The sequence below is a fragment of the Pseudomonas serboccidentalis genome, assembly GCF_028830055.1.
Lineage (GTDB): Bacteria > Pseudomonadota > Gammaproteobacteria > Pseudomonadales > Pseudomonadaceae > Aquipseudomonas > Aquipseudomonas serboccidentalis.
Window position 1 is genome coordinate 4,134,223 of sequence record NZ_CP101655.1, and the last position, 24,605, is coordinate 4,158,827.

The 24,605-nt window shown below is 62.0% G+C and carries 27 protein-coding genes and 1 pseudogene; 4 read left to right on the forward strand and 24 right to left on the reverse strand.

Going from position 1 to position 24,605, the window contains the following annotated elements; all coding sequences use genetic code 11:
• Nucleotides 1-139: 139 nt before the first annotated feature.
• The gene (locus tag NN484_RS18865) at nt 140-1,327 is read left to right on the forward strand and encodes an MFS transporter (protein ID WP_127651583.1); all 1,188 of its coding nucleotides are present in this window, start codon (nt 140-142) and stop codon (nt 1,325-1,327) included.
• Nucleotides 1,328-1,378: 51 nt separating this feature from the next.
• Here NN484_RS18865 and NN484_RS18870 read toward each other — a convergent pair.
• Nucleotides 1,379-1,522, reverse strand: a pseudogene (locus tag NN484_RS18870) (type II toxin-antitoxin system HicB family antitoxin); the annotation flags it as partial.
• 125 nt (nt 1,523-1,647) lie between these two features.
• Between NN484_RS18870 and NN484_RS18875 the strand changes: the two are divergent.
• Nucleotides 1,648-2,367, forward strand: a complete 720-nt coding sequence (locus NN484_RS18875; RefSeq protein ID WP_274657654.1) for an SDR family oxidoreductase — start codon at nt 1,648-1,650, stop codon at nt 2,365-2,367.
• Nucleotides 2,368-2,624: 257 nt separating this feature from the next.
• On the opposite strand, the gene NN484_RS18880 is transcribed toward NN484_RS18875, so the two are convergent.
• The 10 genes from NN484_RS18880 to ccmA form a co-directional block, all read right to left on the reverse strand.
• Nucleotides 2,625-3,029, reverse strand: a complete 405-nt coding sequence (locus tag NN484_RS18880; protein ID WP_127651585.1) for a hypothetical protein — start codon at nt 3,027-3,029, stop codon at nt 2,625-2,627.
• Between the two features lie 28 nt (nt 3,030-3,057).
• Entirely contained in the window at nt 3,058-4,260 is a 1,203-nt protein-coding gene (gene ccmI / locus NN484_RS18885) for a c-type cytochrome biogenesis protein CcmI (RefSeq protein ID WP_127651586.1), read from the reverse strand.
• Entirely contained in the window at nt 4,257-4,727 is a 471-nt protein-coding gene (locus NN484_RS18890; protein WP_127651587.1) for a cytochrome c-type biogenesis protein, read from the reverse strand. The genes ccmI and NN484_RS18890 overlap by 4 nt, the downstream gene beginning before the upstream one ends.
• Nucleotides 4,724-5,260 (reverse strand): DsbE family thiol:disulfide interchange protein, encoded by a 537-nt coding sequence (locus NN484_RS18895; RefSeq protein WP_127651588.1) that lies wholly within the window; start codon nt 5,258-5,260, stop codon nt 4,724-4,726. The genes NN484_RS18890 and NN484_RS18895 overlap by 4 nt, the downstream gene beginning before the upstream one ends.
• Complete coding sequence (locus NN484_RS18900; protein WP_127651589.1) at nt 5,257-7,245, reverse strand: heme lyase CcmF/NrfE family subunit; 1,989 nt, start codon at nt 7,243-7,245, stop codon at nt 5,257-5,259. Before NN484_RS18900 ends, NN484_RS18895 begins: the two co-directional genes overlap by 4 nt.
• 3 nt (nt 7,246-7,248) lie before the next feature.
• On the reverse strand, nt 7,249-7,704 hold the full coding sequence (ccmE, locus tag NN484_RS18905; protein ID WP_064586605.1) for a cytochrome c maturation protein CcmE: 456 nt from the start codon (nt 7,702-7,704) through the stop codon (nt 7,249-7,251).
• Nucleotides 7,701-7,877, reverse strand: a complete 177-nt coding sequence (gene ccmD / locus NN484_RS18910; protein WP_003222944.1) for a heme exporter protein CcmD — start codon at nt 7,875-7,877, stop codon at nt 7,701-7,703. Before ccmD ends, ccmE begins: the two co-directional genes overlap by 4 nt.
• Nucleotides 7,874-8,629, reverse strand: a complete 756-nt coding sequence (locus NN484_RS18915) for a heme ABC transporter permease (protein ID WP_127651590.1) — start codon at nt 8,627-8,629, stop codon at nt 7,874-7,876. The genes ccmD and NN484_RS18915 overlap by 4 nt, the downstream gene beginning before the upstream one ends.
• A 95-nt stretch (nt 8,630-8,724) precedes the next feature.
• Nucleotides 8,725-9,393 carry a heme exporter protein CcmB gene (gene ccmB, locus NN484_RS18920; RefSeq protein ID WP_003222942.1) on the reverse strand — a complete coding sequence of 223 codons (669 nt, stop codon included), beginning with the start codon at nt 9,391-9,393 and terminating at the stop codon, nt 8,725-8,727.
• Nucleotides 9,390-10,025 (reverse strand): cytochrome c biogenesis heme-transporting ATPase CcmA, encoded by a 636-nt coding sequence (gene ccmA, locus NN484_RS18925; RefSeq protein ID WP_127651591.1) that lies wholly within the window; start codon nt 10,023-10,025, stop codon nt 9,390-9,392. The genes ccmB and ccmA overlap by 4 nt, the downstream gene beginning before the upstream one ends.
• Before the next feature lie 197 nt (nt 10,026-10,222).
• On the opposite strand from ccmA, the gene fliK reads away from it, so the two are divergent.
• Nucleotides 10,223-11,803 carry a flagellar hook-length control protein FliK gene (gene fliK, locus NN484_RS18930; protein WP_127651592.1) on the forward strand — a complete coding sequence of 527 codons (1,581 nt, stop codon included), beginning with the start codon at nt 10,223-10,225 and terminating at the stop codon, nt 11,801-11,803.
• Nucleotides 11,800-12,129 carry an EscU/YscU/HrcU family type III secretion system export apparatus switch protein gene (locus NN484_RS18935; protein ID WP_274657655.1) on the forward strand — a complete coding sequence of 110 codons (330 nt, stop codon included), beginning with the start codon at nt 11,800-11,802 and terminating at the stop codon, nt 12,127-12,129. The genes fliK and NN484_RS18935 overlap by 4 nt, the downstream gene beginning before the upstream one ends.
• 94 nt (nt 12,130-12,223) lie before the next feature.
• Here NN484_RS18935 and NN484_RS18940 read toward each other — a convergent pair whose 3' ends face one another.
• The 13 genes from NN484_RS18940 to flhF all read right to left on the reverse strand — a co-directional run bounded on the left by NN484_RS18940 (nt 12,224) and on the right by flhF (nt 24,605).
• Nucleotides 12,224-12,616 carry a DUF2802 domain-containing protein gene (locus NN484_RS18940; RefSeq protein ID WP_064586600.1) on the reverse strand — a complete coding sequence of 131 codons (393 nt, stop codon included), beginning with the start codon at nt 12,614-12,616 and terminating at the stop codon, nt 12,224-12,226.
• Nucleotides 12,617-13,102, reverse strand: coding sequence for a chemotaxis protein CheW (locus tag NN484_RS18945; protein WP_003222936.1), 486 nt, complete (start codon nt 13,100-13,102; stop codon nt 12,617-12,619).
• Between the two features lie 90 nt (nt 13,103-13,192).
• The gene (locus tag NN484_RS18950) at nt 13,193-14,131 is read right to left on the reverse strand and encodes a CheW domain-containing protein (RefSeq protein WP_274657656.1); all 939 of its coding nucleotides are present in this window, start codon (nt 14,129-14,131) and stop codon (nt 13,193-13,195) included.
• A 117-nt stretch (nt 14,132-14,248) separates the two neighbouring features.
• Nucleotides 14,249-15,037 (reverse strand): ParA family protein, encoded by a 789-nt coding sequence (locus NN484_RS18955; RefSeq protein WP_003222933.1) that lies wholly within the window; start codon nt 15,035-15,037, stop codon nt 14,249-14,251.
• 43 nt (nt 15,038-15,080) lie between these two features.
• Entirely contained in the window at nt 15,081-15,971 is an 891-nt protein-coding gene (motD, locus tag NN484_RS18960) for a flagellar motor protein MotD (protein ID WP_127651594.1), read from the reverse strand.
• Nucleotides 15,972-15,986: 15 nt separating this feature from the next.
• Nucleotides 15,987-16,727, reverse strand: a complete 741-nt coding sequence (locus tag NN484_RS18965; RefSeq protein WP_274657657.1) for a flagellar motor protein — start codon at nt 16,725-16,727, stop codon at nt 15,987-15,989.
• Complete coding sequence (locus NN484_RS18970) at nt 16,727-17,875, reverse strand: protein-glutamate methylesterase/protein-glutamine glutaminase (RefSeq protein ID WP_215501674.1); 1,149 nt, start codon at nt 17,873-17,875, stop codon at nt 16,727-16,729. The genes NN484_RS18965 and NN484_RS18970 overlap by 1 nt, the downstream gene beginning before the upstream one ends.
• A gap of 49 nt (nt 17,876-17,924) precedes the next feature.
• A complete protein-coding gene (locus NN484_RS18975; protein WP_215501673.1) occupies nt 17,925-20,201 on the reverse strand; it encodes a chemotaxis protein CheA in 2,277 nt (758 codons plus the stop codon).
• 36 nt (nt 20,202-20,237) lie between these two features.
• A complete protein-coding gene (locus tag NN484_RS18980) occupies nt 20,238-21,026 on the reverse strand; it encodes a protein phosphatase CheZ (protein ID WP_027613919.1) in 789 nt (262 codons plus the stop codon).
• Nucleotides 21,027-21,044: 18 nt separating this feature from the next.
• Nucleotides 21,045-21,416, reverse strand: coding sequence for a chemotaxis response regulator CheY (locus tag NN484_RS18985; protein WP_003183998.1), 372 nt, complete (start codon nt 21,414-21,416; stop codon nt 21,045-21,047).
• A 167-nt stretch (nt 21,417-21,583) separates the two neighbouring features.
• Nucleotides 21,584-22,324: an RNA polymerase sigma factor FliA gene (fliA, locus tag NN484_RS18990; protein WP_007920004.1), complete on the reverse strand. Its 741-nt coding sequence runs from the start codon at nt 22,322-22,324 to the stop codon at nt 21,584-21,586.
• Nucleotides 22,321-23,151, reverse strand: coding sequence for a flagellar synthesis regulator FleN (gene fleN / locus NN484_RS18995; RefSeq protein ID WP_003222917.1), 831 nt, complete (start codon nt 23,149-23,151; stop codon nt 22,321-22,323). The genes fliA and fleN overlap by 4 nt, the downstream gene beginning before the upstream one ends.
• A gap of 113 nt (nt 23,152-23,264) precedes the next feature.
• Complete coding sequence (flhF, locus tag NN484_RS19000) at nt 23,265-24,605, reverse strand: flagellar biosynthesis GTPase FlhF (protein ID WP_127651598.1); 1,341 nt, start codon at nt 24,603-24,605, stop codon at nt 23,265-23,267.

Genomic DNA, 24,605 nt, shown 5'->3' on the forward strand with positions numbered 1-24,605 from the left:
AAAGTTCGCCGATGGACGACACCCTGCTGCAAGCCAATCATTGCGCAACGGAATAACTGATATCGATACAAGGCTTCTACCGCCGCGTCGGTGCGTCCCTTAGCCTCACCGCATTCCCTTTCGCCGGATCGAAAACCTTATGAACGCCACAACTCACGCAATGACCCGAGGCATGGTGCTGCTATTCGCCTTCTGCTGCGGTGCCATCGTCGCCAACATCTACTACGCGCAGCCGATCATCGGCCTGATCGCTCCGGACATCGGCCTCTCCGACACCATGGCCAGCTTCATCGTCTCGCTGACGCAGATCGGTTATGCGCTGGGCCTGTTCTTCCTGGTGCCGCTGGGCGACCTGCTGGAAAACCGTCGGTTGATGATCATCACCACCGTGGTGGCGATTGCCAGCCTGCTCGGTGCGGCGTTCACCAGTCAGCCGAATGTGTTCCTGCTGATTTCATTGCTGGTGGGCTTCAGTTCGGTGTCGGTGCAGATCCTGATTCCCCTCGCCGCGCATCTGGCGCCGGAAGAATCCCGTGGCCGGGTGGTCGGAGGGATCATGGGTGGCCTGCTGCTGGGTATCCTGCTGGCGCGGCCGGCGTCGAGCGTCGTGGCTGACCATTTCGGCTGGCGCGCGATGTTCGTGATTGCCGCAGCGTTGATGGCGGCGATCAGCGTGGTGCTGGCGTTGACCGTGCCCAAGCGTCAACCGGATCACAGCGCCTCTTATGGCCAGTTGATCGGTTCGCTGTGGACGCTGCTGCGCCAGCAGCCGGTGCTGCGTCAGCGGGCGTTCTATCAGGGCTGCATGTTCGCCACCTTCAGCCTGTTCTGGACGGCGGTGCCGCTGGAACTGGCGCGCAACCATGGCCTGTCGCAAAGCGAGATCGCGATCTTCGCCCTGGTCGGCGCCATCGGTGCGATCGCCGCGCCCATCAGTGGACGCCTGGCTGACGCCGGTCACACCCGCATCGCCTCGCTGCTGGCGATGCTGTTCGCCAGCCTGAGCTTCCTGCCGGCCTTCATCCACCCGGCCTACAGCGTGATCGGTCTGGCCGTGACTGGCGTGGTGCTGGATTTCTGCGTACAGATGAACATGGTCCTCGGCCAGCGCGCCGTCTACTCGCTGGACGCGAAAAGCCGCGGTCGCCTGAATGCGCTGTACATGACCAGCATCTTCATCGGCGGTGCCTTCGGCTCGTCGGTCGCCAGTGCGGTGTATGAGCATGGCGGCTGGTTGTGGATCGTGATTGTCGGCAGCGCGTTCCCGTTGCTGGCGCTGTTGCGGTTTTTGAGTGCGTCGCAAGGGCGGGCGTTGGCAACCGCTTGAGTCATCGCAAGCATCGCGGATAAACCCGCGATGCTTGCACATGAATGCCGTTCAATAGCGAACCAGTTTCTCCATCGCCGCATCCGCCAGAAAGGAGGAGCGGCTTTTCACATGGTGCTCACGCACATATCGATCAATGCGCTGGATCACGTAGCCTGGCAACGTCACGTTGACCTTCTCTGTTTTGCCCATGTGCAGAAAGACGTTCGGTTGTTTTGCAGCATGTGAGTGATGGCATCGTCCTCGACGCGGATTACACTCACCGCTCGAATCTGATGCGCTGATCAATGCTGTCCGCCAGACCTCCCAAGGAGCTGCCAATGACCCGACGTACCTTCCTCATCACCGGCGCCAGCAAGGGCATCGGCCGGGCGCTGGCCGAACATCTGGACCGGGCCGGGCATCGGGTGGTGGGGATTGCCCGGCAGCCTGACCTGAGTTTTCCGGGGATTCTGTTTCCGCTGGACCTGAGTGATCGCGAGCTGACCCGCCAGGTGCTGGCGGATCTGGCGCACACTTATGAGTTCGACGGGCTGGTGAACAACGTCGGACTGGTTCGCCCGCAGTCGTTGGGCGATATCGATCTGGATGCATTCGATGACGTGATGCGCCTGAATCTGCATTCGGCGTTGCAGGCCACGCAGGCCCTGTTGCCGGGCATGCGTACGCGGGGCTGGGGTCGGGTAGTGAATATCTCCAGCCTGACCGTGCTGGGCATCACCCAACGGACGGCGTATGCAGCGGCGAAAGCAGCGCTGGTCAGCTTCACCCGATCGTGGGCGCTGGAACTGGCGCAGACCGGGATCACGGTGAATGCGGTGGCCCCGGGGCCGACCGAGACTGAACTGTTCCGCGCCAACAATCCGCCGGGCAGCGAGGGCGAAGCGCGGTATCTGGCCGGGGTGCCGATGGGGCGTCTGGGACAGCCGGAGGAGATTGCTTCGGCGATTGCGTTTCTGTTGTCCGAGCAGAGCGGATTCATCACCGGGCAGACGTTGTTTGTCGATGGCGGCTCGTCCGTGGGCAAAGCCGCGTTCTGAGCAACAGCCCAAATCCCCCGTGGAAGCGAGCTTGCTCGCGAATGCGGTATATCAGCTAAATCCATGTGTCTGAAAGACCGCTTTCGCGAGCAGTCCCGCTCCCACAAGGGGGTTACGACAATTCCCAGATTTGCACAGGAAAACGTTCTGGCTGGTTGAGTCAGTCCGGGTGCTAAGCACCTATCGTGCGATTCTCTGAAAACCCGTTTTATGAACAGCAGACAAAAAAACGGCGATCCGAAGATCGCCGTTTTTCATTACTGCCCGAACTGCTTGCCCAGCCCCGGCGGCACACCGTGGATGTCGGTGTCTTCCCATGGGCCGTTAGGGCTGATCGAGCGGGTCCAGCCGTTGTTCCAGCGGAAGTAGGTGCGCTGGCGGTAGAAGGTGTTGGGCTGGTCGTCGAGGACGTAGACCCCGAGTTTCTGGTCCCAGTGGCTGTTGCCGCCCGGTGGTGGGGCGAAGCTGGCTGAAGTGCGTGGCACCGGTTTGGACGGTTTGGCCGGGATGCTTTTGCCCGGGGTCGGCGAGGTCGACGGGGTCGGGCTCGGTTGCGACGGCGGGATCGGTGGCAGGTTGGTGGTCGGTTCCGGTCGGTGCACCGCACATGCGCTCATGCCCAGGGCCAATGTGATGACGGTGATACGGGCGAGGCTGTGCATGGCGGTGCTTTCCTGTGGGTCCCGGGGGTTATTTGTCCGGGCTGTCGATGGTCAGTGTTTGTAGCGCGGTGGTGCTGCTGGCCAGCGGGCCGCTGCGACCGACCCACTCCCCGGCGGTCGGCTGACCGGCACGAGAGATACGCGCTACCAGTTGGACTTCAGGAAAGTTCGACAGTTTCAACTGCGGCATCATGGCGTCGGCATCGCCCAATTCGACGGTCACCGGCAGATCCGCCACGGTCAGCCGCTTGGCTGCCAACGGTGCCGGTGGACCGGAAACGGCACGGGCGAAGATGAACACGCTGTCGCCCGGCTGCACCTTGCCCTTGAGCTCACGGGCAAGGTCTACGCGCACCTTGAGCAGTGCCGCGACCTTGGCGGCCGGCGCCTCGGCGACCTTGCCGCCACTGGCCTTCAGGCGCTCGGCGGCGCGCTCGATCCCGCCTTGCAGCGCGGCACGGGAGTTGTCGTCGGCCGGCAGTTGCGCCAGCAGGCGGTTCCAGTAATCGATGGCTTGCTGATAACGCTCGCCTTCAAACGCGGCGATGCCGAGCAGGCCGAGGCTGGTGACTTCTTTCGGATCGGCTTTCAGCGCTTCGTCGGTCAGGGCCTGAATCTTGTCCGACCATTTCTTGCCGTCGGCAAAGTACTGCGCCTGTGCCCACTGGCCTAACAGCTCCGGCTGCCGACCCGCGAGGTTGGCCGCACGCTCGAACATCCTCGCCGCGTCCGCCGGACGATCCTGGGCCATGTAGGTGCGACCGAGGAAGTACAGGCCTTCCGCCGAATCCGGCTGCGCGGCAACGGCACGCTCCAGACGTTGGGTCATCTCTTCCATCGACTGCGGCGCCTGGGCGAATTCGCGGGTCAGTTCGACCTTGTCGGCGGCGCCGAAATGCAGGTACAGACCCAGGCCCAACACCGGAACCAGCACCGCTGCCAACAGCGGCAAAGGCTTGCCCAGTTTCGACACGCGCGGCGCGGCAACGCCTTCGGTGTCGGCGAGCAGTTCACGTGCCGCTTCGGCACGACCGCTGTCCATTTGCGCGGCATCGAGTACGCCTTCGGCCTGCTGCGATTGCAACTCGGCCACGCGCTCCTGATACAGCGCGACGTTCAGGGCAGTACGATCCTCTTCCCGCTGAGCGCGGCGGCCACGCAAAACCGGGATCAGCAGAAAACTCAGGGCGACCAGAAGCAACAGCCCTGCGGCAAGCCAGAAATCAATCATTCTTGGTTTTTATCCAACAGTTGGTCGAGGCGCTGACGTTCTTCGATGGACAGCGATTGCGGGGTCTCGGCGCGCTGGCCACGACGGCGGCGCACGATCAGCACGATCACCACCAGCCCCCCGAGCAGCAGCCCGGCCGGGCCGAACCACAGCAGTGCGGTCTTGGCATTGAGCGCCGGTTTGTAGCGGACGAAATCACCGTAGCGATCGACCATGAAGTCGATGATCTGCTGATTGTCCTTGCCCTCGCCGAGCATGCGGAAAATCTCTTTGCGCAGGTCGGCGGCAATCGGTGCGTTGGAATCCGCGATGTCCTGGTTCTGGCACTTGGGACAGCGCAGTTCCTTGGTCAACTCACGGAAACGCTCGCGATCCCCTTCCTTGGCGAACTCGTAGGTGTCGATCGCGGCGTGAGCCACGCCGACCAGACTCAGGCCCAATACCACGGCAGCGAGAAAACGCTTCATGGCTTGGCCTCATCGACCAGCGCCTGATATTTGGCCGCGAGTTTTTCGCGCCAGACCTGCTCGTCAATCACACCGACGTACTTGTCGCGAATGATGCCCTTGGCGTCGATGAAGAAGGTTTCCGGCGCGCCGTAGACGCCGAGGTTGAGGCCCAGCGAGCCTTCGTCGTCACGGATATCCAGCACGTACGGGTTGTGGAATTCGGCCAGCCACTTCAAGGCATCGGCGTTGGTGTCCTTGTAGTTGATGCCGTAGATCACCACGCCACGCTCGGCCAGTTTGTTCAGTACCGGGTGCTCGACCCGGCAGGAAATGCACCAGGTACCCCAGACGTTGACCAACGCCGGTTTGCCGAGAATGTCAGCCTTGGTCAGGGTCTTGTCGCCCTGCACGTTCGGCAGAGTGAACTCCGGGAAGGGCTTGTTGATCATCGCCGACGGCAGCTCCGCCGGATCGAGGTACAGACCGCGATAAAGAAATACCGCCAGCAGCAGGAAAATCGCCAATGGCACCAGCATCAACCAACGTCTCATGCAGCCGCTCCTTGCAGGCCGAGGGCTTCACGCACCTTGGCTTTGACCTTGACTCGATAACGCCGATCCAGCGCCGCCAGCAAACCACCCAGACCGGTGAGCAGGCCACCGAACCAGATCCAGCGCACGAACGGTTTGACGTGAACCCGCACCGCCCAGGCACCGTTTTCCAGCGGCTCGCCCAGCGCGACATACAGGTCGCGGGTGAAACCAGCGTCGATCCCGGCTTCGGTCATCATCGAACTCTGCACGGTGTACAGGCGTTTTTCCGGGTGCAGCACGCTGACTTCCTTGCCGTCGCGGATCACCCGGACGGTGCCCTTGTCGGACGTGAAGTTCGGCCCTTCGAAGTGTTTGGCACCTTCGAAGATGAAGTGATAACCGGCCAGGTCCATCGACTCGCCCGGCGCCAGGCGCAGGTCGCGCTCGGCACTGTTCTGACTCGACAGCACCACGCCGAGAGCGCACACGGCGATGCCCAGGTGAGCGATCTGCATGCCCCAGTAGCTGCGGGTCAGGGTTGGCAGGCCCTTGATCAGGCCTTTGTGGCGAGTCTTGTCGAAAATGTCGCGCACACCGGCCAGCAACACCCACGCGGCGAGCAGGAACGTCGCAATCACCGCCCAGTTGAAATCGCCGTAGGCGACGCCGGCCACCACGGCCAATGCGACGCTGCCCAGCAACACCGGGGTCAGCATGTTCGCCAGCCATTTCACCGGGGTGTCTTTCCAGCGCACGATCACGCCGACCGCCATCACCAGCATCAGCAACGCCATCAACGGGATGAACAGCGCATTGAAGTACGGCGGGCCGACCGACAGCTTGGCGCCGCTCAGCGCATCGAGAATCAGCGGGTACAGGGTGCCGAGCAGAATCATCGACGCCGCGACCACCAACACCAGGTTATTGCCCAGCAGCAGGGTTTCCCGCGACCACAGGTTGAAGCCGACCTGGCTCTTGACCACCGGCGCGCGCAACGCGAACAGGGTCAGCGAACCACCGACCACGAACAGCAGGAAAATCAGGATGAACACCCCGCGCTCAGGGTCCGAGGCAAACGCGTGCACCGAGGTCAGCACGCCGGAACGTACCAGGAAGGTCCCCAGCAGACTGAGGGAGAACGCGGCAATCGCCAGCAACACAGTCCAGCTCTTGAACACGCCACGTTTTTCCGTGACCGCCAGCGAGTGGATCAGCGCAGTGCCGACCAGCCATGGCATGAACGAGGCGTTCTCCACCGGGTCCCAGAACCACCAGCCGCCCCAGCCGAGTTCGTAGTAAGCCCACCACGAACCGAGGGTGATGCCGATGCCGAGGAAGGCCCAGGCAACAATCGTCCACGGCCGCGACCAGCGTGCCCACGCGGCGTCGAGACGCCCACCGAGCAAGGCGGCGATGGCGAAAGCGAACGCCACGGAGAAACCGACATACCCCATGTACAGCATCGGCGGATGCACGATCAGGCCGATGTCTTGCAGCAGCGGGTTGAGGTCACGACCATCCGCCGGGATCTGCGGCAGGATCCGTGAAAACGGGTTGGAGGTGAGGATCAGGAACAACAGGAAACCGGTGCTGATCATGCCCATCACCGCCAGCACGCGAGCGAGCATGACTTGCGGCAATTGCCGGGAGAACACCGACACGGCGAAAGTCCAGCCACCGAGGATCAACGCCCACAGCAGCAGCGACCCTTCGTGGGCGCCCCACACCGCGCTGAACTTGTAGTACCACGGCAGTGCGCTGTTGGAGTTCATCGCCACGTAGCCGACCGAGAAATCATCGGTCATGAAGGCGTAGGTCAGGCAACCGAAGGCAAACAGCAAGAACGCGAACTGGCCCCACGCTGCCGGCTGGGCCAGGCCCATCCACATACGATCGCCGCGCCACGCGCCGAACAACGGCACCACGGCCTGCACCAGCGCAAAACACAGCGCCAGAATCATCGCCAGATGGCCGAGCTCGGGAATAAACAGTGCGGACGTCATCGATCAACCCTCCTTCGCTGGAGTTGGCGCGGACTGGCCACTGTCTTTCAAGGCCTTGGTCACTTCCGGCGGCATGTACTTCTCGTCGTGCTTGGCCAGCACTTCATCGGCCACCACCACGCCGTCGGCGTTGAGTTTGCCCAGGGCGACGATGCCCTGCCCTTCGCGGAACAGATCCGGGAGGATCCCGCGGTAGGTAATGGTCACGGCTTTGTTGAAATCGGTCACGACGAATTTGACGTCCAGCGAGTCTGGCGAGCGTTGCAGCGAGCCTTTCTCGACCATGCCGCCGGCGCGGATGCGCGTGTCGTGCGGCGCTTCGCCGTTGGCGATCTGGGTCGGGGTGTAAAACAGGTTGATGTTTTCCTGCAGGGCGCTCAAGGCCAGGCCGACGGCAGCGCCGACCCCGACCAGAATGGCCAGAATGATGATCAGACGTTTCTTGCGCAGCGGATTCACTTGCCGTTCTCCCGGCGCAGACGACGCGCCTCTTGTTGCAGATAGCGCTTGCGGGCCGCGATCGGCGCCACCACGTTGAGGATCAGCACCGCCAGACAGATGCCGTAGGCCGACCAGACATACAGGCCATGATGACCCATGGCGAGGAAGTCGCCGAATGAAGCAAAACTCATCGAGCGGCCTCCAGACAGTTCTGCACTTCTTCTTTCACCCAACTGGCGCGGGCTTCGCGCTTGAGCACTTCAAGACGCATGCGCAGCAACAGCACGGCGCCGAAGAAGCAGTAGAAACCCAATACGGTCAGCAACAGCGGCAGCCACATTTCAGCGGGCATCGCCGGTTTTTCGGTGAGGGTGAAGGTCGCGCCCTGGTGCAGGGTGTTCCACCACTCCACCGAGTACTTGATGATCGGAATGTTGATCACACCAACGATGGCCAGTACAGCGCAGGCCTTGGCGGCGCTGTCGCGGTTGCTGATCGCATTGCCCAGCGCAATCACCCCGAAATACAGGAACAGCAGAATCAGCATCGAGGTCAGGCGCGCATCCCAGACCCACCACGAACCCCAGGTCGGCTTGCCCCAGATCGCCCCGGTGACCAGCGCTACGGCAGTCATCCATGCACCAATCGGGGCCGCGCATTGTAGGGCGACGTCGGCCAGTTTCATCTTCCACACCAGCCCGACCACGCCGCACACCGCCAGCATCACGTAGATCGACTGCGCGAGCATCGCGGCAGGCACGTGGATGTAGATGATGCGAAAGCTGTTGCCCTGCTGATAATCCGGCGGCGCGAAGGCCAGGCCCCAGATGACGCCAACGGTGATCAGCAGCAACGCTGCAAGGCTCAGCCACGGCAGGAACTTGCTGCTGATGCCGTAGAACCACTTGGGCGAGCCGAGCTTGTGAAACCAGGTCCAGTTCATACTGTTTCCATCACGGGTGCCGCTCATCGTCGTGAGCTGGCAAAGGGTCATGCCTTTCTTAAAAAAGGCGGTTATTTTTTAACCAGACCTCATTATTATTCGCCGACGCTGATCTTCAGGCCAGCAGCTATTGCAAACGGTGTCAGGGTGATCGCCAGGGCAGTCAGGCTACCCAGCCACAACAGATACCCGGTCGCCGGCATGCCTTGCAACGCCGCCTGCAAGGCGCCACTGCCCAGGATCAACACCGGGATGTACAACGGCAGAATCAGCAGCGCCAGTAACAGGCCGCCGCGTTTCAAACCGACCGTCAGCGCCGCGCCCACCGCGCCGAGCAGGCTCAGCACCGGTGTACCCAGCAGCAACGACAACAGCAACACCGGCAGGCAGGCGACCGGCAAACCGAGCATCAACGCCAGCAAGGGCGAGAGCAAAACCAGCGCCAGGCCCGAGAACAGCCAGTGTGCCAGCACTTTGGCCAGCACCAGTAGGGGCAGCGGGTGCGGCGAAAGGACCCACTGCTCAAGGGATCCGTCCTCGAAATCACTGCGGAACAGCCCGTCCAGCGAGAGCAGGACCGACAACAGTGCGGCCACCCAGACTAACCCCGGGGACAGGTTTTGCAAGACTTGAGTTTCCGGGCCGACGGCCAACGGGAACAACGCAATGACGATGGCGAAGAAAATCAGCGGATTGGCCAGCTCGGCCGGGCGACGAAACAGCAGGCGGGACTCACGGGCAACCAGCAGGCCGAACACACTCATACTGCCCAGTTCCCCAGATCGAGATCGCGATAACCGGCCGGCATCCGGCTCAGCGTGTGGTGCGTGGTCAGGACCACCAGACCGCCGCGTTCGCAGTGCCCGGCCAGGTGTTCTTCGAGTTGCGCCACGCCTTGTTTGTCGAGCGCGGTGAACGGCTCGTCGAGAATCCACAAGGGCGGGCTGTCCAGATACAGCCGCGCCAACGCCACACGGCGTTGCTGACCGGCGGACAGGGTGTGGCAGGGAACATCTTCAAAGCCGCGCAATCCTACGGCTGCCAATGCCTGCCAGATCGCCTCGCGCTCGGCAGGCCGATGCAGGGCGCAGAGCCAGGACAGGTTCTCTTCCGGCGTCAGCAAGTCCTTGATCCCGGCGGCGTGGCCGATCCACAACAGGTTGCGCGCCAGTTCGCTCGGCTGCGCAGACAAGGGCTGACCATTGAGCAGGACCTGACCGCTGGTCGGCTGCATCAACCCCGACAACAGGCGCAGCAGACTGGTCTTGCCGCTGCCATTGGGGCCGCTGATCTGCACCATATCGCCACTGGCCAGTCTCATTTCGAGATTTTCGAAGAGCAGCCGCAGGTCTCGCTCACAGGCGAGGGCAACGGTTTGCAGGACAGGACTGGTCAAGGGATCACGGGCCTTATACGGTTCAAGTCGGCTCTGGCGCGGCCGTTAAAGAGATGCAGGATAAATGCAATGACGGTGCGAACCAGAGAGCTGGATCAAACAATTGCTATGTTTTTTGAACGAAGCGCAAGACGCGCGGCATTATACATGCCGTGCCTTACTCCCAAGCGTGCAATTTCCTCAGGTTGTGTCCGCGTATGACAGGCGAAATGAACATCCTCCCGCTCCCGCCCACCACCCCGGCGAACGCGCGTCCGCTGGCGATGAGCGGTGAGTTGCTCAAGCTGCTGACCCCGGTCGAAGGCTTGATCGGTGCCGGGCAAAGCGCCCAGGCCGAGGTGCTGTCGCTCAAGCAGGCGGACCAGACCTTTCAACTGTTGCTCAAGGTGACCGTCGACGGTGGTCGCCAGACCACCGTGCAAGCCAGCAGCAACCTGCCGCTGCCGACCGGTACCAACCTGGCCGTCACTCAACCGTCGGCGGGCAACCTGGCAATTACCGTGCAGCAGGCCATCGCCAGCAGCGTCGCGACCCTCACCCGCATCGATACGGCGCAGTTGCCGGTCGGCACGCTGTTGCAAGGCAAGGTGCTGACCTCGCAAACGCTGCCGCCAGTGCCGGGGCAACCGACGGTGTACCGTTCGCTGGTCAGCCTGCTCAATACCGCGCAGAGCGGCGCCACGCTGGACATCGACAGTCCGACGCCGCTGCGCATCGGCACCCTGCTCTCGGCCCTGGTCGAGGATTCGCAGACGCTCAAGTTCGTGCCGCTGAGCAGCCGTCAGGATCAATTGGCGGTGAGCCAGCAACTGCTCGGCCAACAGAGCCGCCAGGGCTCGCTGGACGGTTTGCTCAACGCCTTGCAAAACCTGCCGAGCGACGACGACCAGACTTCGCAAGACCTGCGCGCCGCCGTGGTCCGCCTGCTCGCCAACCTGCCCGATGTGCAGCAAATGAGCACCGCCAAAGGCGTAGCGCTGGCCCTGGCCAACAGCGGCGCTTTCCTCGAAACCAAACTGCTGACCGGACAGAACCCGACGCTGGCCCCGGACATGAAAGCCGATCTGCTCAAGCTGATCGCGCAACTGACCCCGGGCCTGCCGAGCAGCACCAGTTTCAACGCAATCATCGCCGCCAATACCCTGGCGCAAGCGTTGCCGAGTTTCGTGCGCAACGCCCTCGGCACCCTCGGCCAGGTCAGCGCCAAACCCGTGCCGAGCAGTTTTCCGCTGCCCGACCGCTTGCTGCAAAACCAGGACGGCGAAGGTGATCTGGAGCATCTGCTGCGCCTCGCCGCGGCAGCCGTGTCGCGCCTGCAAAGCCATCAACTGTCGAGCCTGGAACAGACCGGGGTCACCGATGACGGGCGTCTGCTCAGCACCTGGCAGCTGGAAATTCCCATGCGCAACCTGCAGGACATCGTGCCGCTGCAGGTCAAATTCCAGCGCGAAGAAGCGCCGGAGCGAGAACCGCAACCCAACGAACGCCGAGACGAACGCGAGCCCAGGCAACAGTTATGGCGCGTCGATCTGGCGTTTGACATGGAACCGTTGGGGCCGATGCAGATTCAGGCACAGTTGATTGCCGGCAGCCTGTCGAGTCAGCTCTGGGCCGAACGCCCGTACACCGCCGACTTGATCGAAACCAACCTGTTCGCGCTGCGCCAGCGCCTGCTTGATCGCGGGCTGAACGTCGGCGACCTCGACTGCCACCTCGGCACTCCGCCGCAGGGCAACCAAACCCGCCTAGAACACCGCTGGGTCGACGAAACCGCATGAACGATTCCACTGCTCCACGCCAGGCCATCGCCCTCAAGTACGACGGCAATCACGCCCCGACCCTCACCGCCAAGGGCGACGAGGAACTGGCCGAAGAAATCCTGCGGATCGCCCGCGATTGTGAAGTGCCGATCTATGAGAACGCCGAGCTGGTGCGGTTGTTGGCGCGGATGGAATTGGGCGACAGCATTCCCGAAGAGCTGTACCGCACAATTGCCGAGATCATCGCGTTTGCGTGGAATCTGAAGGGGAAATTTCCCGAGGGGCATGATCCGCAGGCGCCGATGGTCGAGAAGGACATCACCGAACGCGGGGATGATTATTAAGCCCTAAAAGCAAAAGATCGCAGCCTGCGGCAGCTCCTACAGGGAAACGCGAATCCCGATGTAGGAGCTGCCGCAGGCTGCGATCTTTTGATCTTCAGCTTCTGTGAAGTTTGCGCATCAACTCCGCCTCAGCCTGGGTCAAGCCACAGGATTGAGTCAGTTCGTCGACGCTCGCGCCCATGCCCACCAGCTTCGCCGCCTGGGCGAATGACAGGCTCGATGGATCGCGCTGTTCCAGCGCAACAATCTTGTCCGGCAACGGACCGACTACCGAACGCAGCTCATGCAGGGCTTCGCCCATGCGCACGTTGCCGTTCTGATAGTCGTCGACGCGCTTGGCCAGGTCCTTGATGCGCTGATCACGCAGCGCATCGCCCTGTGCCTGTTGCGCAGCGATCAGCCGCTGCGCCTTGATGTACGCCAGAAACATTGCCAGCGTGCCTGCCCAGAAGAGGAACAGGACAATGACCGCAACCTCGAGGATCAATCAGATGCTCTCCAGTTCCGACCATTCTTCTTCGCTCATCATCTTGTCCAGCTCGACCAGGATCAGCAACTCGTTGTTCTTGTTGCACACGCCCTGGATGAACTTGGCCGACTCTTCGTTACCGACGTTCGGCGCGGTCTCGATTTCCGACTGACGCAGGTAAACCACTTCAGCCACGCTGTCGACCATGATCCCGACGACTTGTTTGTCGGCTTCGATGATGACGATACGGGTGTTGTCGCTGATCTCGCCGCTGTTCAGGCCGAAGCGCTGACGGGTGTCGATCACGGTGACCACGTTACCGCGCAGGTTGATGATGCCCAGCACGTAGCTTGGCGCACCCGGCACCGGCGCGATCTCGGTGTAGCGCAGCACTTCCTGAACGCGCATCACGTTGATGCCGTAGGTTTCGTTGTCCAGCTTGAAGGTCACCCATTGCAGGATCGGATCTTCAGAACCCTTTGCATTCGTCGCCTGACTACTCATACCCTGACCCCTCGAAAAAACCGCACTGGGCGGTGTGTGTTCTGTGTGGTGGCATTGAAAAATGCCATCGCCTGATTGTTATGTCGGCTGCTATGTCGGTTTATGTAGCGGCTTGTGGCCGCCCAAGTGCTTTGCCCCACCGCTGGCGATCAACTCGGCCAGTGCGGAAACGTCAAGCAATGCACACATGTGCTCAATCACCGTGCCGGCGAGCCATGGCCGCTGACCCCGGTGACTTCTCCATTTGATTTCATTCGGATCCAGACGCAACGAGCGGCTGACCTGATGCACCGCCAGCCCCCACTCGTAACCTTGTACCGAAATCACGTACTGCAGGCCCTGACGGAAGTCATCGCGATAGCGATCCGGCATGACCCAGCGTGCGGTGTCCAACACTTTCAGATTGCCGGCCTGGCTCGGCAGAATCCCGAGGAACCATTCCGGCTGACCGAACAGCGGTGTCAGCTCATGCCCGGCCAGTGAATAGATCGAGCCAAGGCACACCAGCGGCACCGCCAGGGTCAACCCGGCGACATCGAACAACAGGCATTCGAAAGCCTCAGACGCCCAGGCTGGACGCCCCTCGGTCTCTACCGGTGGCGGCGTGTTGCTCGGTGGCAGATGGACTTCCACCAGCGGCGGGACCAGCGTCTGCTCAATCGGCGCGGGCGCAACTGGAGCCGGAGCCGGTTCGACCACCGCGGGTTCCGGCACGGTTTTCAGCAATTGGGTTTGCAGCAACGGTGCCAGTGTCGAGACCGGCGCGCGAACCGGCTCGGCCTCTTCGATCAATGCCACCGGTGCTTTCGCCACCGCCGCAACGGCAGGCGCGGCAGGCCTGGCCGCTTTCTGTGCATCACGGGCCTGCTCTTCCAGTACCGCGGCCTGGAACTCGTCCAGCGCCTGGGCACCTTCTTCGACAGCCTCGATGGGTGTCGGCAACTCGTCAGGCATTTCCTGCAGCAAGCTGTCCAGATAGGACTGCAACGCCAGTTGCGGCTTCGACGTCAACTTCAAAGGCCGATTCATGTGAACGCCCCTGTAGGAGCTGCCGCAGGCTGCGATCTTTTGATCTTTTCAGAAGCGCCAAAAAGCGGGATCAAAAGATCGCAGCCTGCGGCAGCTCCTACAGAGGTCAAAATCATCTCAAGCCACCTGCGGAACAAGTTGTTGCGCCAACAGATGCTTGAGCAGCGCGCGGTAAGCCAGCACGCCACGGCTCTTGCCGTCGAATTGCGAAGGCGTGACACCGGCCCGGCTGGCGTCGCGCAGACGGGTATCGACCGGGATATAACCCTGCCAGATTTCCTCGGGGAATTTGTCACGCAACACGCGCAAGGTACCCAGCGACGCCTGGGTGCGACGGTCGAACAGGGTCGGCACGATGCTGAACGGCAACGCCTGTTTGCGCGAACGGTTGATCATCGCCAGGGTGTTGACCATGCGCTCCAGGCCTTTCACGGCCAGGTGCTCGGTCTGCACCGGGATCACCAGTTGCTGGCTCGCGGCCAGCGCGTTGACCATCAGCACGCCGAGCAACGGCGGGCTGTCGATGATCGCGTAGTCGAAGTCCTGCCACAGCTGCGCCAGACTCTTGGCGATCACCAGGCCAAGACCACTCTGCCCCGGCGACTGGCGCTCAAGGGTGGCCAGTGCGGTGCTCGACGGCAACAGGGAAATGCGTTCATCGCTGGTCGACAGCAGCAGTTGCCCGGGCAAGCCTTGCGGCACGCTGCCCTTGTGCAGAAACAGATCGTAGTTGCTGTGTTCCAGGCTGTCGGGGTCGTAGCCGAAATAGCTGGTCATCGAGCCGTGCGGGTCGAGATCGACCACAACCACGCGCTTGCCCGCCTCCGCCAGCAATCCGGCTAAAGCGATGGAAGATGTGGTTTTACCGACACCACCCTTTTGATTGGCGACTGCCCAGACTCTCATTCGGTTCGTTCCTCCCGGCCGAGATGCTCGACCGAGACATAGCTCAGCGTATTAATGCGGGTGACGGAGAATTGACGGCACTCTCGCGTCCCGGCGTCTTGACCGGGGTCGGTGCAGTTTGTGTGCCAGCGCGCTTCAATGCCGCGTCGGGTTTTGCATTGGCGGTTCCGGTACCGGTCAGACTGCGGCGTACATCGAGGTTGCGCGACACCACCAGCACCACACGACGGTTTTTCGCACGGCCCTCGGCAGTGGCGTTGTTGGCCACAGGCTGGAACTCGCCGTAGCCCACCGACGCCAGTCGGCCAGGGTTCACACCCTGCATCGCCAGCATCCGTACGATGCTCGCCGAACGCGCCGAGGACAGTTCCCAGTTGGTCGGGTACTGCGCGGTGCGGATCGGCTGATCGTCGGTGAAACCTTCGACGTGAATCGGGTTGTCGAACGGTTTGAGGATTGCCGCCACCTTGTCGATGATGTTGAACGCGATGTCGCTCGGCATGGCGTCGCCGCTGCCGAACAACAGGCTGGAATTGAGTTCGATCTCGACCCACAACTCGTTGCCGCGCACAGTCATCTGGTTGGAGGCGATCAGGTCGCCGAACGCGGCACTGATGTCATCGGCGATGCTTTTCAGCGGATCGCTGGCGCCGGCGATACCGGCGTCAACCTGCTCGGCATCCTTGACCAGCGGCTTGGCCGGGGTCACGGTCTTCGGCCGCTCTTCACCAATCGGGATCGGCTTGAGCGAGCGGTCGGAGTCGGTGAAGACCCCGATCAACGCTTCGGAAATGACCTTGTACTTGCCCTCGTTGATCGACGAGATCGAGTACATCACCACGAAGAACGCGAACAGCAGCGTGATGAAATCCGCGTAGGACACGAGCCAGCGCTCGTGGTTAACGTGTTCTTCCTGGTGCCTGCGGCGAGCCATAGTCCATTACCCCCATCAATCCATGAAGCCCTGAAGCTTCAGCTCGATAGAGCGAGGGTTTTCACCTTCGGCGATCGACAAAATACCTTCCAGCAACATTTCGCGATAACGCGACTGCCGCAACGCGATTGACTTGAGCTTGGCCGCCACTGGCAACAAGACCAGGTTGGCACTGGCCACACCGTAGATGGTCGCGACGAAGGCCACGGCAATGCCGCTGCCCAGCTGTGTTGGGTCAGCGAGGTTGCCCATCACGTGGATCAGGCCCATCACCGCGCCGATGATACCGATGGTCGGCGCGTAGCCGCCCATGCTTTCGAAGACTTTGGCGGCCTCGATATCGCGGGCTTCCTGGGTGTAGAAATCCACTTCGAGGATGCTGCGAATCGCTTCCGGCTCGGCGCCATCGACCAGCAATTGCAGGCCTTTGCGCGAGTAGTTGTCCGGTTCGGCATCCGCCACGCCTTCCAGCCCGAGCAGGCCTTCCTTGCGGGCGGTGAGGCTCCAGTTGACCACCCGGTCGATGCCGCCGGGCAGGTCCACCCGTGGCGGGAACAGGATCCAGGTGAGGATCTGCATGGCGCGCTTGAAGGCGCTCATCGGCGATTGCAGCAGCGCTGCACCGATGGTGCCACCGAGGACGATCAGCGCCGCCGGGCCGTTGGCCAGCGCGCCGAGGTGACCGCCTTCAAGGTAGTTGCCGCCGATGATGGCGACGAACGCCATGATGATCCCGATCAGGCTTAGAACATCCATCAGATACACGCCTCGACGATGTGCTTGCCGATGTCGTCCAGCCCGTACACCGCGTCAGCCAGATCGGCTTTGACGATGGCCATCGGCATGCCGTAGATCACGCAGCTTGCTTCGTCCTGCGCCCACACCGAGCTGCCGCCCTGCTTGAGCAGACGCGCGCCTTCGCGGCCGTCGGCGCCCATGCCGGTCAGCACCACCGCCAGAACTTTGTCACCGTAGGACTTGGCGGCGGAACCGAAGGTGATGTCCACGCACGGCTTGTAATTCAGACGCTCGTCGCCCGGCAGGATTTTCACCGCGCCACGGCCGTCGATCATCATCTGCTTGCCACCCGGGGCCAGCAGCGCCAGGCCCGGACGCAGGATGTCGCCATCCTCGGCTTCCTTGACGCTGATGCGGCACAGCTTGTCCAGACGCTCGGCAAACGCTTTGGTGAACGCCGCCGGCATGTGCTGGATCAGCACGATCGGTGCCGGGAAGTTCGCCGGCAACTGAGTCAGCACCCGTTGCAGCGCAACCGGCCCACCAGTCGAGGTACCGATGGCAACCAGTTTGTAGGCCTTGCGTTTCGGTGCTGGCGACGAAGCGCTGGCAGCCGGTGCGCGGCTGGCAACTGGAGCATGCGCAGGCGCTGGAGCAGGACGCGTCGGAACGCTGCTGCTGTGGCTGCTGAAGCTCGATGCCGCCGGAGTTGACGCAGGCGTCGGTGCAGCGGCTGGAGCCGGCGCACTGTAGGCACTGAAACGACGGTTGCTGCGCGAGATGCTGTGGACCTTCTCGCACAGCAGTTGCTTGACCTTCTCCGGGTTACGCGAGATGTCTTCGAAATTCTTCGGCAGGAAATCCACCGCGCCGGCGTCCAGCGCATCCAGGGTTACCCGGGCGCCTTCGTGGGTCAGCGAGGAGAACATCAACACCGGGGTCGGACAGCGCTGCATGATGTGCCGCACCGCCGTGATGCCATCCATCATCGGCATCTCGTAGTCCATGGTGATCACGTCCGGCTTGAGGGCCAGGGCCTGATCGATCGCCTCTTTACCGTTGGTGGCCGTGCCGACCACCTGGATGCTCGGATCCGCTGAAAGAATTTCCGAGACGCGGCGGCGGAAAAACCCCGAATCGTCCACCACCAGGACTTTGACTGCCATAAACACTCCATTAGGCGCAGCGGGACGTCGTCGCCCCGCTGCCCCGGATTCAAATACGCCGTGCGGCGTAACGCTTGAGCATGCTTGGAACATCGAGGATCAGAGCGATGCGGCCGTCACCGGTGATGGTGGCGCCGGACATGCCCGGAGTGCCCTGCAGCATTTTGCCCAATGGCTTGATGACCACTTCTTCCTGACCGACCAGTTGATCGACGACGAAGCCGATCCGCTGGGTGCCCACCGAAAGGATCACCACATGGCCTTCGCGCTGCTCTTCGTGAGCGGCGGAGCTGACCAGCCAGCGCTTGAGGTAGAACAATGGCAGCGCCTTGTCCCGCACGATCACCACTTCCTGGCCGTCCACCACGTTGGTGGTCGACAGGTCGAGGTGGAAGATTTCGTTGACGTTGACCAACGGGAACGCAAACGCCTGGTTGCCGAGCATCACCATCAGGGTCGGCATGATCGCAAGCGTCAGCGGCACCTTGATGACGATCTTCGAGCCCTGGCCCTTGGTCGAGTAGATGTTGATCGAACCGTTGAGCTGGGAAATCTTGGTCTTCACCACGTCCATGCCGACACCGCGACCGGACACGTCGGAGATCTCGGTCTTGGTCGAGAAACCCGGGGCGAAGATCAGGTTGTAGCACTCGGTATCGCTCAGGCGATCGGCCGCGTCCTTGTCCATCACGCCGCGTTTTACCGCGATCGAACGCAGGACGTTCGGGTCCATGCCCTTGCCGTCGTCGGAGATCGACAACAGGATGTGATCGCCTTCCTGCTCGGCCGCCAGCACCACACGACCGCCACGGGCCTTGCCCGAGGCTTCGCGTTCTTCCGGCGACTCGATGCCGTGGTCGACAGCGTTACGCACCAAGTGGACCAGCGGGTCGGCCAGGGCCTCGACAAGGTTTTTGTCGAGGTCGGTTTCTTCACCCACCAGTTCCAGGTTGATCTCTTTCTTGAGCTGACGCGCGAGGTCGCGAACCAGACGCGGGAAGCGCCCGAAGACCTTCTTGATTGGCTGCATCCGGGTCTTCATCACCGCGGTCTGCAAGTCAGCCGTGACCACGTCGAGATTCGACACGGCCTTGGACATGGCTTCATCGCCGCTGTTAAGACCCAGGCGCACCAGACGGTTACGCACCAGTACCAGCTCGCCGACCATGTTCATGATTTCGTCGAGACGTGCGGTGTCGACCCGCACAGTGGTCTCGGCTTCGCTGGCCGGTTTTTCCGGCGGCGGTGCCGCGGCGGCACGGGCCGGGGCCGGTGCAGCCGCTGGCTTCGGTGTTTCGGCCTTTGGCTCAGGCTTGGGCGCAGCTTTCGGCGCAGCCGCCGGAGCGGCTGCAGCCTTGGCGGCAGGCGCGGCCACGGTCGAAGCGGTGCCGGCAGTCGCGGCGCCAACGTCGGTGAACTTGCCTTTGCCGTGCAGTTCGTCGAGCAGCGATTCGAACTCGTGATCGCTGATCAGGTCGCTGCCGGCAGCCACGGCCGCCGGAGCGGCAGGTGCAGCCGGGGCCGAGGCGATCGCCGACTCCAGCGCTTCAACGGCAAAGTTGCCCTTGCCGTGCAACTGATCGAGCAGCGCTTCAAATTCGTCGTCGGTGATGTCCGAGCTGTCGCCCGCCGCCGGTGCCGCAGGCGCGGCCGCTGTCGGTGCAACGGCGTCCGCCGCGAACTGGCCTTTGCCGTGCAACTGATCGAGCAACGACTCAAATTCGGCGTCGGTGATTTCATCGCCGGCAGCTGCTTCGGCAGCCGGCGCAGGTGCAGCAGCGGTCGGGGCTTCGGCTTCGGCCTTGGCGGCGTTCAGCGAATCCAGCAACTGTTCAAATTCGTTATCGGTGATGTCGCCCGAATCGCCGGAATCGCCTTCGACGACCAGCTCTTCGATCATCTCGGCCACCGGAGAAGCCGGGGCTTCGTCGGCCGATTGTGGCTCGGCCAGACGCGCCAGCGCGGCCAGCAGTTCCGGGGTGGCTGCCGTGATCGGTGCACGCTCACGGACTTCGCTGAACATGCTGTTCACTGCGTCCAGTGCTTCGAGCACCACGTCCATCAGTTCTGCATCAACGCGACGCTCACCCTTGCGCAGGATGTCGAACACGTTTTCGGCGATGTGACAGCACTCCACCAGCTCGTTGAGCTGAAGGAAGCCGGCGCCCCCTTTTACAGTATGGAAACCGCGAAAAATTGCGTTGAGCAGATCAGCATCATCCGGACGGCTTTCCAGCTCGACCAGTTGTTCGGACAGTTGCTCAAGAATCTCGCCGGCCTCAACCAGGAAATCCTGAAGGATCTCTTCATCGGCGCCGAAGCTCATTAATGGGGTGCTCCTACAGGTCTAAAAACCTAAAACTCAAAATCCAAGGCTGGATAGCAAATCGTCCACATCGTCCTGACCGGACACAACGTCTTCTCGTTTATCGGCATGAATCTGCGGACCTTCACCCTGCGAGAGATGTTTTTGTGGATCTTTTTCTGCAAGCATCGCGGCGCGGTCATGTTCGATGCCCGCAAAGCGGTCCACCTGACTGGCCATGAGCACGAGTTTGAGCAAATTGCTTTCGACTTCGGTGACCAGTTGGGTCACGCGCTTGATCACCTGACCGGTCAGGTCCTGGTAGTCCTGAGCCAGCAGGATGTCGTTCAGGTTGCTCGACACCGCACGGTTGTCCGTGCTGCTGCGCGAAAGAAAGCCGTCGACCCGGCGCGCCAGTTCGCGGAACTCTTCAGCCCCGACCTCGCGACGCATGAAGCGGCCCCAATCGGTGCTCAGGGCCTGGGCTTCTTCAGCCAGGCCATTGACCACCGGGGTGGCGCTTTCCACCAGATCCATGGTGCGGTTGGCCGCGGCTTCGGTCAGCTTGACCACATAGCCCAGGCGTTCGGTGGCGTCGGTGATTTGCGACACTTCCTCGGCCTGCGGCATGTGCGGATCGATCTGGAAGTTGACGATCGCACTGTGCAGTTCGCGTGTGAGCTTGCCTACTTCCTGATACAGGCCGCGGTCACGGGTCTGATTGAGCTCATGGATCAGTTGCACCGCGTCGCCGAACCTGCCTTTTTCAAGGCTCTCGACCAGTTCGACCGCGTGTTTTTTCAGGGTCGATTCGAAATCGCCCTGTGAAGATTCGTTATGCTCCATAGCTCCCCCGCGCGTTCATCAGCCGATGCGTTCGAAAATCTTCTCGATTTTTTCTTTCAGCGCCTGAGCCGTGAAAGGTTTGACCACGTAGCCGTTCACGCCGGCCTGAGCGGCCTCGATGATCTGCTCGCGCTTGGCTTCTGCCGTCACCATCAGCACCGGCAGGTGCTTGAGTTTTTCATCGGCACGCACGTGGCGCAGCAGGTCGATACCGGTCATGCCCGGCATGTTCCAGTCCGTTACCAGAAAGTCGATGCTTCCGCTGTTGAGCACCGGAATGGCAGTGGTGCCATCGTCGGCCTCGACGGTGTTGGTGAACCCCAGATCACGCAGCAGGTTCTTGATGATCCGCCGCATCGTTGAGAAGTCATCAACGATGAGGATTTTCATGTTCTTGTCCAATTCGACCTCCAAGCAGTCTTAAACGCGCCCAGCACCTGGACGCGCCATTTCAATCAATCCGGCAAAGCACTCGATGACTGTCTGGAGCACAACAGAGCAAGACCGGTGCCGTTCATCACCGCACCAGCCTCGTTCGCAGTGTCCCCACACTGCCTTCAGCGCGCTCGCCACTCCCCCAAACGCCCCCGCAAGCGGGCCGCGCACTGGCTGTGTAACTGGCTGACCCGCGATTCACTGACGCCAAGGACTTCACCGATCTCCTTGAGGTTCAGCTCTTCGTCGTAGTACAGCGCCAACACCAGTCGCTCACGCTCCGGCAAATTGGCAATCGCGTCCGCCAGCGCGGCCTGGAAGCGTTCATCCTCCAGATCGCGTGACGGCTCAAGATGAGCACTGGCGCCATCCTCGTGCAGCCCTTCGTGTTCGCCGTCCTGCAACAGGTCGTCGAAACTGAACAGCCGGCTGCCCAGCGTGTCATTCAAAATCCCGTAGTAATCGTCGAGACTCAATTGGAGTTCGGCCGCAACCTCGTGATCTTTAGCATCACGGCCGGTTTTAGCTTCAATTGAGCGAATTGCGTCGCTGACCATACGGGTGTTGCGGTGAACCGAGCGTGGCGCCCAATCCCCTTTGCGCACTTCATCGAGCATCGCGCCGCGGATTCGAATGCCCGCGTACGTTTCGAAACTGGCGCCTTTGCTGGCGTCATATTTGGTCGAGACTTCAAGCAGGCCGATCATTCCGGCCTGAATCAGATCTTCGACCTGCACACTCGCCGGCAAGCGCGCCAGCAGGTGATAGGCAATGCGCTTGACCAGTGGCGCGTAACGCTCGATCAACTCGTACTGCGCGTCACGTGCCGACTTCTTGTAGTAATTCATACCGCTCGCGGTCATAACACAGGCCCTGCTGTTTGCTGCACGAGGCGCTCGACGAAAAACTCAAGATGACCGCGTGGGTTGGCAGGCAGCGGCCAGGTATCGACCTTCTGCGCGATCGCCTTGAACGCCAGCGCGCACTTGGAACGCGGAAAGGCTTCATAGACCGCTCGCTGTTTCTGCACTGCCTTGCGCACGCTTTCGTCGTACGGCACCGCGCCGACGTATTGTAAGGCGACGTCGAGGAAACGATCCGTGACCTTGGTCAACTTGGCGAACAGGTTGCGCCCTTCCTGCGGGCTCTGCGCCATGTTGGCGAGGACGCGGAAGCGGTTCATGCCGTAGTCGCGGTTGAGCAGTTTGATCAGCGCGTAGGCGTCGGTGATGGAGGTCGGCTCGTCGCAGACCACCAGCAGCACTTCCTGCGCGGCGCGCACAAAACTGACTACCGAGTCACCAATACCCGCAGCGGTATCGATCACCAGCACATCGAGGTTGTCGCCGATGTCGCTGAAGGCCTGAATCAGCCCGGCATGTTGCGCCGGACTCAAGTGAACCATGCTCTGGGTGCCGGAAGCGGCCGGCACGATGCGGATCCCGCCGGGACCCTGCAACAGCACGTCGCGCAGTTCGCAGCGGCCTTCAATCACGTCGGCCAACGTACGTTTGGGGGTCAGCCCCAGCAGAACGTCGACGTTCGCCAGCCCCAGGTCGGCGTCCAGCAGCATGACCCGACGGCCAAGCTCTGCCAGCGCCAGAGACAAGTTCACTGACACGTTAGTCTTGCCGACGCCACCTTTGCCGCCGGTCACCGCGATCACCTGTACGGGATGCATGCTGCCCATGTTATTTCTTTACCTTGTCTTGCATAGACGGAGGCCACATTACTGGCTGCGCGTTCTCAACCGGAACAATGCATGGCAGACCATCGATGTAGGTACAAAAACTGTTCATTACCTCAGCCAACCTGCTTGGTCGGGCTGTGATAGATATCAGCGAACATGTCAGCCATGGCTTCTTCGCTGGGTTCTTCCTGCATTTGCACGCTGACGGCGCGGCTGACCAGTTGATGACGGCGCGGCAGATGCAGATCATCCGGAATCCGTGGGCCATCGGTCAGGTACGCGACCGGCAATTCATGACTGATCGCCAGGCTCAACACTTCGCCAAGGCTGGCCGTTTCATCCAGTTTAGTCAGGATGCAGCCGGCAAGCCCGCAACGCTTGTAACTGTGATAAGCGGCGGTTAGAACCTGTTTCTGGCTGGTGGTTGCCAACACCAGATAATTTTTTGAACGGATGCCACGACCGGCCAGGCTTTCGAGCTGCATGCGCAGTGCCGGATCGCTGGCCTGCAGGCCGGCGGTATCGATCAGCACCACGCGTTTGCGCAGCAGCGGGTCCAGCGCCTGAACCAGCGATTGGCCCGGGTCAACGTGCGTCACCGGCACATTGAGAATCCGGCCCAGGGTCTTGAGTTGTTCCTGCGCGCCGATGCGGAAACTGTCCATGCTGACCAGCGCGACATTCTGCGCGCCGTACTTGAGCACGTAGCGCGCGGCGAGTTTGGCCAGGGTGGTGGTCTTGCCCATGCCGGCCGGGCCGACCATGGCAATCACCCCACCCTCTTCCAGCGGCTCGACTTCCGGTACGGCAATCATCCGCGCCAGGTGCGCGAGCAGCATGCGCCAGGCCTGACGGGGCTCTTCGATGTCGGTGATCATCGCCAGCAGGTCACGCGACAACGGGCCGGACAGACCGATCCGTTGCAGACGGCGATACAGGTTGGCTTGCGCCGGACGGCTGCCCTGCAACTGATTCCAGGCCAGGGTGCCGAGCTGCACTTCCATCAGCTCGCGCAGGCTGTTGAGTTCGAAACGCATCGAATCCAGCGCACGCGGATCGACGCCGCCGGACGCCTGTGCAGGTGCCGGGGCCGGACGCGCTGGCGCAGCGTAAGTCGGTTCGCTCAACGGCTCGGCCGCGGTCAGCGGCAGGCCGGCCGTCAACGGCAGCCCGGTGAACAACTGGCGATTGGTGTTGCCGTCGGCTTCGCCACGCAGGCTCAGCTCGGCCTGGGCGGTGACGATGCGCGACTGGGTCTTGCGCAGCTCGTCTTCGAGTTCCATGTTCGGCACCCGTGGCGCCAGCGCCGACAATTTGTAATCCAGCGCCGCCGTCAGCTCGACGCCGCCGGCAATGCGGCGGTTGCCGATGATGGCGGCATCAGCGCCCAGCTCATCACGAACCAGCTTCATGGCCTGACGCATATCGGCGGCGAAAAAACGCTTAACTTGCAT

Excerpts from the sequence above, each read along its gene's own strand:
- ccmB (WP_003222942.1), bottom strand. The coding sequence starts at position 9,393 with ATGAGTGTGTTCGGCCTGCTGGTTGCCCGTGAGTCCCGCCTGCTGTTT.
- NN484_RS18970 (WP_215501674.1), bottom strand. The coding sequence starts at position 17,875 with ATGGCAGTCAAAGTCCTGGTGGTGGACGATTCGGGGTTTTTCCGCCGC.
- flhF (WP_127651598.1), bottom strand. The coding sequence starts at position 24,605 with ATGCAAGTTAAGCGTTTTTTCGCCGCCGATATGCGTCAGGCCATGAAG.
- ccmD (WP_003222944.1), bottom strand. The coding sequence starts at position 7,877 with ATGAGTTTTGCTTCATTCGGCGACTTCCTCGCCATGGGTCATCATGGC.
- NN484_RS18975 (WP_215501673.1), bottom strand. The coding sequence starts at position 20,201 with ATGAGCTTCGGCGCCGATGAAGAGATCCTTCAGGATTTCCTGGTTGAG.
- motD (WP_127651594.1), bottom strand. The coding sequence starts at position 15,971 with ATGGCTCGCCGCAGGCACCAGGAAGAACACGTTAACCACGAGCGCTGG.
- NN484_RS18950 (WP_274657656.1), bottom strand. The coding sequence starts at position 14,131 with ATGAATCGGCCTTTGAAGTTGACGTCGAAGCCGCAACTGGCGTTGCAG.
- fliA (WP_007920004.1), bottom strand. The coding sequence starts at position 22,324 with ATGACCGCGAGCGGTATGAATTACTACAAGAAGTCGGCACGTGACGCG.
- NN484_RS18880 (WP_127651585.1), bottom strand. The coding sequence starts at position 3,029 with ATGCACAGCCTCGCCCGTATCACCGTCATCACATTGGCCCTGGGCATG.
- ccmI (WP_127651586.1), bottom strand. The coding sequence starts at position 4,260 with ATGATTGATTTCTGGCTTGCCGCAGGGCTGTTGCTTCTGGTCGCCCTG.
- NN484_RS18895 (WP_127651588.1), bottom strand. The coding sequence starts at position 5,260 with ATGAGACGTTGGTTGATGCTGGTGCCATTGGCGATTTTCCTGCTGCTG.
- NN484_RS18890 (WP_127651587.1), bottom strand. The coding sequence starts at position 4,727 with ATGAAGCGTTTTCTCGCTGCCGTGGTATTGGGCCTGAGTCTGGTCGGC.
- NN484_RS18965 (WP_274657657.1), bottom strand. The coding sequence starts at position 16,727 with ATGGATGTTCTAAGCCTGATCGGGATCATCATGGCGTTCGTCGCCATC.
- NN484_RS18955 (WP_003222933.1), bottom strand. The coding sequence starts at position 15,037 with ATGAGAGTCTGGGCAGTCGCCAATCAAAAGGGTGGTGTCGGTAAAACC.
- NN484_RS18915 (WP_127651590.1), bottom strand. The coding sequence starts at position 8,629 with ATGAACTGGACCTGGTTTCACAAGCTCGGCTCGCCCAAGTGGTTCTAC.
- NN484_RS18935 (WP_274657655.1), top strand. The coding sequence starts at position 11,800 with ATGAACGATTCCACTGCTCCACGCCAGGCCATCGCCCTCAAGTACGAC.
- fleN (WP_003222917.1), bottom strand. The coding sequence starts at position 23,151 with ATGGGCAGCATGCATCCCGTACAGGTGATCGCGGTGACCGGCGGCAAA.
- NN484_RS18945 (WP_003222936.1), bottom strand. The coding sequence starts at position 13,102 with ATGAGTAGTCAGGCGACGAATGCAAAGGGTTCTGAAGATCCGATCCTG.
- fliK (WP_127651592.1), top strand. The coding sequence starts at position 10,223 with ATGACAGGCGAAATGAACATCCTCCCGCTCCCGCCCACCACCCCGGCG.
- NN484_RS18980 (WP_027613919.1), bottom strand. The coding sequence starts at position 21,026 with ATGGAGCATAACGAATCTTCACAGGGCGATTTCGAATCGACCCTGAAA.
- NN484_RS18985 (WP_003183998.1), bottom strand. The coding sequence starts at position 21,416 with ATGAAAATCCTCATCGTTGATGACTTCTCAACGATGCGGCGGATCATC.
- NN484_RS18865 (WP_127651583.1), top strand. The coding sequence starts at position 140 with ATGAACGCCACAACTCACGCAATGACCCGAGGCATGGTGCTGCTATTC.
- NN484_RS18875 (WP_274657654.1), top strand. The coding sequence starts at position 1,648 with ATGACCCGACGTACCTTCCTCATCACCGGCGCCAGCAAGGGCATCGGC.
- NN484_RS18900 (WP_127651589.1), bottom strand. The coding sequence starts at position 7,245 with ATGACGTCCGCACTGTTTATTCCCGAGCTCGGCCATCTGGCGATGATT.